The organism is Methyloglobulus morosus KoM1, from assembly GCF_000496735.2.
Lineage (GTDB): Bacteria > Pseudomonadota > Gammaproteobacteria > Methylococcales > Methylomonadaceae > Methyloglobulus > Methyloglobulus morosus.
This window is the reverse complement of the sequence record NZ_AYLO01000131.1, coordinates 1-7,956: the sequence shown is the minus strand read 5'-3', so window position 1 is coordinate 7,956 and position 7,956 is coordinate 1. Positions and strand designations below refer to the sequence as shown.

General features: G+C 47.2%; 10 protein-coding genes and 1 tRNA gene. 4 read left to right on the top strand and 7 right to left on the bottom strand.

The window, feature by feature from the left end; translation table 11 throughout:
- The 7 genes from MGMO_RS16130 to MGMO_RS16100 all read right to left on the bottom strand — a co-directional run.
- On the bottom strand, positions 1–519 hold a 519-nt coding region (locus MGMO_RS16130), incomplete at its 3' end, for a Swt1 family HEPN domain-containing protein (RefSeq protein ID WP_051384072.1).
- Positions 509–1,135: a DUF5343 domain-containing protein gene (locus tag MGMO_RS16125; protein WP_023496135.1), complete on the bottom strand. Its 627-nt coding sequence runs from the start codon at positions 1,133–1,135 to the stop codon at positions 509–511. The genes MGMO_RS16125 and MGMO_RS16130, both read right to left, overlap by 11 nt.
- 188 nt (positions 1,136–1,323) lie before the next feature.
- Entirely contained in the window at positions 1,324–1,518 is a 195-nt protein-coding gene (locus tag MGMO_RS20095; protein WP_036308397.1) for a hypothetical protein, read from the bottom strand.
- Between the two features lie 4 nt (positions 1,519–1,522).
- On the bottom strand, positions 1,523–2,749 hold the full coding sequence (locus MGMO_RS16115) for an RtcB family protein (protein WP_023496134.1): 1,227 nt from the start codon (positions 2,747–2,749) through the stop codon (positions 1,523–1,525).
- Between the two features lie 19 nt (positions 2,750–2,768).
- Positions 2,769–3,236 carry a zinc-ribbon domain containing protein gene (locus tag MGMO_RS19155; RefSeq protein ID WP_023496133.1) on the bottom strand — a complete coding sequence of 156 codons (468 nt, stop codon included), beginning with the start codon at positions 3,234–3,236 and terminating at the stop codon, positions 2,769–2,771.
- A gap of 81 nt (positions 3,237–3,317) precedes the next feature.
- Positions 3,318–4,457, bottom strand: a complete 1,140-nt coding sequence (locus MGMO_RS16105) for a slipin family protein (protein ID WP_023496132.1) — start codon at positions 4,455–4,457, stop codon at positions 3,318–3,320.
- Between the two features lie 267 nt (positions 4,458–4,724).
- A tRNA-Ile gene (locus MGMO_RS16100) sits at positions 4,725–4,789 on the bottom strand.
- Positions 4,790–5,118: 329 nt separating this feature from the next.
- Here MGMO_RS16100 and rtcR point away from each other — a divergent pair.
- The 4 genes from rtcR to MGMO_RS16080 form a co-directional block, all read left to right on the top strand.
- A complete protein-coding gene (gene rtcR / locus MGMO_RS16095) occupies positions 5,119–6,702 on the top strand; it encodes an RNA repair transcriptional activator RtcR (protein WP_023496131.1) in 1,584 nt (527 codons plus the stop codon).
- Between the two features lie 340 nt (positions 6,703–7,042).
- Positions 7,043–7,276, top strand: coding sequence for an AbrB/MazE/SpoVT family DNA-binding domain-containing protein (locus MGMO_RS16090; protein WP_023496130.1), 234 nt, complete (start codon positions 7,043–7,045; stop codon positions 7,274–7,276).
- On the top strand, positions 7,263–7,676 hold the full coding sequence (locus tag MGMO_RS16085; RefSeq protein WP_023496129.1) for a PIN domain-containing protein: 414 nt from the start codon (positions 7,263–7,265) through the stop codon (positions 7,674–7,676). The genes MGMO_RS16090 and MGMO_RS16085 overlap by 14 nt, the downstream gene beginning before the upstream one ends.
- Before the next feature lie 139 nt (positions 7,677–7,815).
- A partial coding sequence (locus MGMO_RS16080) for an IS1/IS1595 family N-terminal zinc-binding domain-containing protein (protein WP_036308399.1) occupies positions 7,816–7,956 on the top strand: 141 nt, incomplete at its 3' end.

Genomic DNA, 7,956 nt, shown 5'->3' with positions numbered 1-7,956 from the left:
TCTATTATGTGCGACATAATTTCTAGTTTGTTCCAGTTCATCCATACGTTGCTTTATCCAATGTTGGCTTGGAACAAGGTCTGAGAAATCTTCCCAATTCGCAATTATTATGTCTGCAAGATGACCGAATTGAATGAAACCTAATAAGTCGCGTTTTTGACCTTCTAACCATGAGTTTTCTAAAGCATCTTTCTGGCGTCCTGATGCAAAATCCTTTATTTTTTTCGGTACTTTCTCTTCCCACCAACTAATGCCATAAGTTTCTTGTAAGCGTTCTCTTATAAGATTTCGTACAGAATTTTCAAAACAATATAAAAGAGCATAAAGTCGTCCCATTTCAAGAGCGTCATTTCGCATATCTATACTAAATGGACTCAATGTTTCTTCTAATAGATTTCGTTCTGTTTCAAACATATCAGCGCCGACTCGGATTCCAGCGGAACGAAATTGTTCTGCATCTGCCTCGAACATCAATCCACGAAAAAGCCAGTCTCTGACTTCTGATTTACTAATTTTCAAGAAGATGTTCCTTTAATGATTTAAAAATTGCGTTATAAACTTCAGGGTCTTTAGTAGCTGGTAAGTGTATTTCAATGTTGTATCTAAGTCCTCCGAAGCCAAAATCTCGATATTGCTCCTTACCTTTTTCTTTAGATTCTGCCTGTATATCAGTTTTATCCTCAATTTTTTTTGGCGAAGCTTTGGATGCTTTATGTTTTAAATCTATATCAGCCAGCTCTAATAGGGCAAAAAATGTTTTAGCTTGCTCTTTCGAGACACGATCTGTTGTGTTATGGACTGATTTAAATTTTCCTTCAATTGCTGTTCTATCCGATTCAGTCGGTTTTTCATTGATATGAAAGAGATCTGAATAAGCTTCGTGCAATGATTCTCCCAATACTATTTTTGAGTTTGAGCGATCGCGATAAGCGTGGTAGCGTTGAGTAGGACTTCCATCTGACGATAAAAAGCCCATGTCTTTTAAAAGCGGAATAATTCCTTGGTCATTACTACTCTTGAAACCAATGCTTTTAAGATGCGCCACTGTAAATTTATCGGGAGCAGTTCCTTCTATTATTTTATTAAAAATAGACGGTAAGTTTTTAACACTGGTCATATATCTGTTTGTTAACAAATTAAACTCCTTCGTATTTAGTAAATTGGAAACTTTGTTATTTCAACGTAACTGTAGCAACAAAAAATAAGCTAACGCCAAAACTATATAGCTAAAGCCTAGCACACAAAATCCCTTATGCCGCGCCGAGTACCGGAGATTTTGACGGGACTAGCCCGTTAGGGGTGCGGCAGGGATGCCGCACGTTGTCAAAGGGGCAGGGAGTCCCTTTTGACAACCCTCGTCAAAATCGAGGAACGCAGGAAGTAAGCGGCATAGGGTCGCCTTTTCTTTGGTTTCTTTCTTTTGCAGAAAATTGCTCCTGCATTTTCTGCATTCGCCACATCCATGAGGCTTGGCGAAGCAAAAGAAAGAAACTCGCCCGCCGGTGCGAGAACCGGCATCAAATTACCCCTTCACACAAACCACCTGCTTCAAGGTATGCACAATCTCCACCAAATCCGCCTGTGCTGCCATGACCGCATCGATGTCCTTATACGCCATCGGGATTTCGTCGATGACATCGGCATCTTTTCGGCATTCCACGCCTTGCGTTGCCGTAATTTGGTCGGCGACGTTGAAGCGTTTTTTCGCGGCAGTACGGGACATGGTACGGCCTGCGCCGTGGCTACAGGAACAGAACGCTTCTTCCTGACCTTTACCGCGCACGATGAACGACTTCGCGCCCATCGAGCCGGGGATAATTCCCATTTGCCCCGGCCATGCCGCTACTGCACCTTTGCGCGTTACCAGCACGTTATGCCCGAAGTGGTGCTCACGTTGTACATAGTTATGGTGGCAGTTCACCGCTTCCACATCAGCGGTAAATGGCTTGGGCGAAATCGCTCGAATCGCCGCAACCACATTTTGCATCATCAGGTCACGGTTTCGACGGGCAAAATCTTGCGCCCAACTGACCGCTTGCACGTAGTCATTGAAATGCTCGGTACCTTCCGGAAAGTAAGACAAATCTTTATCAGGCAATTGGATATAGAACTTTTCCATATCCTTCTTCGCCAGTTCGATAAAGTGCGTGCCGATACGATTCCCCACCCCGCGCGAACCGGAATGCAGCATAAACCATACGTTTTGGCTTTCATCCAGGCACACTTCGATGAAGTGGTTGCCGGTTCCCAGCGTCCCTAAATGTTTATGGTTGTTGGTGTTTTTTAAGATTTTATGTTTGGCGCAGATAGCCTCAAATTCCGGTAGTAATTCCGCCCATTGTATATCCACATTGGCCGAGGTATTTTCCCAAGAACCTTTATCACGGCCACCTCGCGTACGCGACAAACCATGAGGCACGGCACGCTCAATGGCAGACCGCCAGCCGTGCAGGTTATCCGGCAAATCATTTGCGGTTAAGCTGGTGCGTGCCGCCATCATCCCGCAACCGATGTCCACGCCGACCGCCGCCGGGATAATTGCGCCAAGGGTAGGAATTACGCTGCCGATGGTCGAACCCTTCCCCAAATGCACGTCCGGCATCACCGCGACATGCTTGAAAATGAACGGCAATTGCGCGATGTTCTGCAATTGCTTTTTGGCATCGTCTTCTACCGGCACGCCGCGCGTCCATAACTTGATCGGCTTGCCGTTTCCGGCTTGCATGACGGAATAGTTTTCGGGTTGCATGAGACTGTTCTCCATATTTTTATAGCTGCATCATTAATTGCTTGTTAGCGATTATTTCCTGAGACAAATTGTTATTGCTAAGTTGCCGTTTTCTTAATAATCCTTCTAAATGTATTTTTCTAGCCAGCGCTTTCCGCTCGCTTTCTTTTATTCGACATGGCCGACATAAAACCGCGATTGTCCAGACATCACCCTTTGCCAATTCATACCACCAATGCTGTTGTTGGGCTGTCCAGATTTGCGGCGTTCCACACTGTTTACAAGTAAAAGGTAAGTCTGCATAAAAACCGCGCTTAACAAATTCCGGTATCCCATAACTGTTGTTAGGGCTTAAATTAGCCGGATTTACGGGCACGCTTCCATGCTGCCTACCGTATTGGTTGGCTACCGATACGCCCTTCAGATATTTATTTTTTACCAAGTTTGCGGCGCGTTTTGCATTTCGCCGCGACATGATTTCGGCTCGACGTTGACGACCGCTTTTCATACCGTCTACCTTTTGTTTAACCATTACTTAGTTCAGTTGGTTATCCGCCCGTGCATTGTTGTTTCGCACAGACGGATAACATTATTGCTTAATGCTGATCAAACCGTTCAAAACCTGATCCAGGCCGCCGAATACGGAAATCTTGTCAATCCGTTCGGCGACACGTTCCAGGGTTTCCAGTTCTTTCAACCGTAAGGCCGTGGCGTTTTCTTCCATGACTTTGGCGGTATTCAGCAAGGATCGGGTCGCGTTGGTTTCTTCCCGGCGCTTGATGACATTCGCTTCCGCCGCTTTTTGCGCTTCCACCACTTGCGCCAGGATGGTTTTCATTTCGCCTGGCAAAATGATGTCGCGCAAACCGACGCTGGTCACGTCGATGCCAAAGCTGGCCAATTTGACTTGTACAGCATCCAGCAATAGCTTATTCAGTGACTGCTTGTTTTCCAGCAAGGTATCCAGTGTGCGTTCGCCAATGGCTTCGCGCAGGGCGAATTGCAATTCGCGGTATAAGTGCTCAGCAGGTTTGTTCAGCTTGGCAAAGGCCAACAACACGTCGCTGAACTGCCAGGTCGCAATCAGGCTGATACGCAAGGCCACCTTGTCTTTGGTCAGGATTTCCTGGCCGCTGACTTCCTGGTTTTGCAAACGCATATCAACGGTTTCCACCGAGATGTCGCGGTTGAAGCCCCAGAACACTTCGGTTGCCGTCGTCATCAAGCGCACAACTTTGCCGTCGATTTTTAACACGCCAACATGATAAGCCGGAATCATAACCGCCAATAAGCCTTCCGAACCCTTCAACTCGCGGCCTTTCAACCAGGATTGCTTGATCCGTTGGGTCAATGGCTTGTCCACTTCATAGCCTTGGGATAAGTCGGCTTTTTCCAGGACAAAATCGATATCGCCTTTCCAGTAGGCACGGCGGATGCCTGGGGCCAAAGTCTCGACCAACTTATTGTTCGCGTACAACAAACCTGCTTCCTGGTCGTTTAATTCAAAGACATGCAGATAACGTTCTACCAGCGCAACTTCGTTCTTTTGCAAATAATTCAGTAAGGCTTCATCGGTGAATTCGCTGTCGGCAGCAACCATCGTCACAGTTTGCCGCTTGAACGGATTCAAAGACAAGCGATGTTCTCCGGATTCCAAAACACGGACAAAATCGCCACGTTCCATCAATAAGCCTCGTTCGTTTTTCTTGATAAATACTGTTTTAAACATATTCTTTCCTTAAGATTTAATGGGCTGGTCGGTTGCTCTTATCTGCGTCCGTATTCCGGCAAATCAGGGAGTAGCAACGCTAATGAATTTTCAGGGATAAGGGCTTGTTTGCTATTGCATTCAATCCTTTAACCGCTGCTTTTACTTAGCCTGTTGCGACTTGCCTAACTTGCGATCCTACTTTTGCGGTTAAGGTCAGTGGACACTTGCGCGTTCCACAACCAGCCGTACTGCATTATTTGTAAATCGGTTTTTCAGGCCGAGATTTGGAGCAGGAGTCGAACCCGCGACAAATGGATTATCAGTCCATCGCTCTACCCACTGAGCTATCCAATGGAGGGTGCGGTGGAATCGAACCAACCTATATCACCAGATACACCCGTTTGCCATGACTGAACTTTGGCGGCATACGGCAGAACAACCTTGTTAGGGTTTTACCGCACCAGCATGTTGGGAAACACGGCTTGTCAGCACAAACTTCATTACATGACATTTATAACAAAGCGATAACTGTGCCAGTTTTGGTTATAACCTTATTTGTGCTTATATCTTATTGATAATTAATTTAATATATTTATCAAGATTAGTTTTACTTGAGATAAGAGGGGCTGAGCTATACTGTAATAAGTAGAAATATATATCATCTTTATAATTATTTATCATGAAACAAAAAGTAGTCATCGGCTTTATCGGCTCTCAATTGGATGCTGGCGTTGGCGCGAGGCGCTGGGAAAAATGGCGGCCAACGGTGTCGTTGACCCAACATGAAGATTTGGTCATCGACCGTTTGGTCTTGTTTTACGACCGGAAATACCAGGCCTTGCTCCAATTCCTCACCGAAGACATCATGTCGGTGTCGCCGGAAACAGAAGTTGCGCCCGTGGAAATGACGATTGCCGATCCCTGGGACTTCGGACAGGTTTACGCCGCGCTGTTTGATTTTGCCGCGCAATATCCCTTCGATACCGAGCGCGAGGACTACTGGATACACATCACCACCGGTACGCATGTCGCGCAGATTTGCCTGTTCCTGATGGTGGAAGCGCGTTATTTTCCAGGCGTATTGCTGCAAACCTCGCCGCCGCGCAAACAAAAAAGCGGCCTTATCGGCAGTTATGCCCTGATCGACCTGGACTTAAGCCATTACGACTCGATTGCGAAACGTTACGCCAAGGCGGAGGCCGATGCCATCGCCTTGCTGAAGTCCGGCATCGAGACGCGCAATGCGGCCTTCAACCGGATGATTGGCGAAATCGAACATGTCGCCGTGCGCTCGAAAGCGCCAATGTTGCTGATGGGGCAAACCGGGGCGGGCAAATCCTTCCTGGCCAAGCGGGTGTATGAACTGAAAAAGGCGCGACATCAAATCAGCAGCAGCTTTGTCGAAGTCAACTGCGCGACTTTGCGCGGCGACGGCGCGGCATCGGCCTTATTCGGCCACGTCAAGGGCGCGTTCACCGGTGCACAGCAAGACCGGGGCGGGTTGCTCAGGAGTGCGGACAAGGGCTTGTTGTTCCTGGATGAAATAGGTGAACTGGGTGCGGACGAACAAGCCATGCTATTGAAAGCGATTGAGGAAAAGAATTTCTATCCCGTTGGCGGCGACAAGTTGGTGAAAAGCGACTTCCAGATGATTGCCGGGACGCACCGCGACTTACGCCAAGATGTGGCGGCTGGGCAGTTTCGGGAAGATTTGTTCGCCCGCATCAACTTATGGACTTATGAGTTGCCGTCGCTGGCGCAGCGAACGGAAGACATCGAGCCGAACATTGATTACCTGTTGGCGCAACAATCGGCCGAAGTTGGCGGCAAAGTCAGTTTCAATAAGGAAGCACGGCAAAAGTACCTGCGCTTTGCCACCTCTGGCGAGGCGCGTTGGCAGGGCAATTTCCGAGATTTGAGTGCATCGGTGTTACGGCTTGCTACTTTGGCTGAGGGTGGGCGGATTACTAACGAACTCGTCGTCCAGGAAATCAACCGTTTGCAGAAACTATGGGGTAACCGGACTGAACAGCATGCCGCCGACTTATCCGGGTTATTGACACCCGAACAACTGGCGGAACTGGACTTGTTCGACCGGATGCAATTGCAGGCTGTCCTCGCCGTATGCAAGCAATGCAAAAGCCTGTCCGAAGCCGGACGCAAGCTGTTCGCCGTATCCCGCAGCCAGCGCGGGAGCACCAACGACTCTGACCGCTTGAGGAAATATCTGGCGAAGTTTGGCTTGGAGTGGGCGAATTTATGAAGGAATCAACACAGTATTTGTTCTTTGTTTAGGACTATGCAGTACAGAACAGAATTGAGCGTCGCTGTGAATGACCGCTTTTTCATGGGTGTGACGGTCAGTTATTGGCCGATCTTCCCAAATTGGTTGATATGAGCTACAGTCTGCAATGGAGAAGTATCGTATATTATTGTTTATATTAATAAATATATTTTTATATTATTTTCCAAACAAAGCCTACGTGTTATTTCTTCAACATTGACGGCGTAAGTTTCCCCCAAATCCATCACTAAAATTGTTGACAAAGATCACTTGTAAAGATATACAATTAAATTTTGTATATCTAACGAGGGTCTCTAATATGCAAGTTGCCAAATGGGGAAATAGCTTGGCAGTCCGTTTGCCTGCCGCCATCGTCGAGGCGCTTCAGCTAAAAGAAGGCGACGACATCGAAATCCATATCGCCAATGATCGGGTTTTTGAGCTTGAGAAAAAGCCGACTCCCCAAGAATTATTGTCGAGGCTCCGGAAATATAGGGGTCGATTGCCGGAAGGTTTCAAGTTTGACCGCCTCGAAGCGAATGAAGAACGCTAGCTGTTTTTTCGACACCAATATTCTGCTGCACCTGTTGTCTGGTGACAGTGACCAAGCTGCCTGTGTTGAAGGCATTGTTTCAAAAGGCGGAATTATCAGCGTCCAGGTGCTGAATGAGTTTGCCTCGGTCGCCTCACGAAAAATAGGGATGACCTATACCGAAATACGGGAATATTTAGTGACTATCCGTGCAATATGCGATGTCCGGCCATTGACGGTCGAAACCCATCTATTGGGCTTGGACATTGCGGAACGGTATGGCTTTTCTTTTTACGACAGCTTAATTGTCAGCGCAGCACTCTTGGCTGATTGTACAACCTTGTATTCGGAAGACATGCAGCATGGTCAAAAAATCGAAAACAGGATGGTGATTGGCAACCCTTTCCTGCTTGAAATTTAAGATTTCCAACTCCTGCCCATATTGTTCATAGCTTATTATTTATCGATTGAATTCAACTTCTCTATAGCGGACTGTCAAAAAATTCGGGTAGTGGCAAAATCATAACTGATAAGTTACATTATGTATTTTCTGTAAGCCAATGATTCAAGTGACAATGAAGTATACATGCCGGGTTTGCCAAAGCGAAAACATCGTCAAGAACGGGCGCAATGCGAGCGGCAAGCAGCAGTACCGCTGCAAGGACTGCGGTGCCTGCAAGGTGCTGGAGCCGACCGTCCGG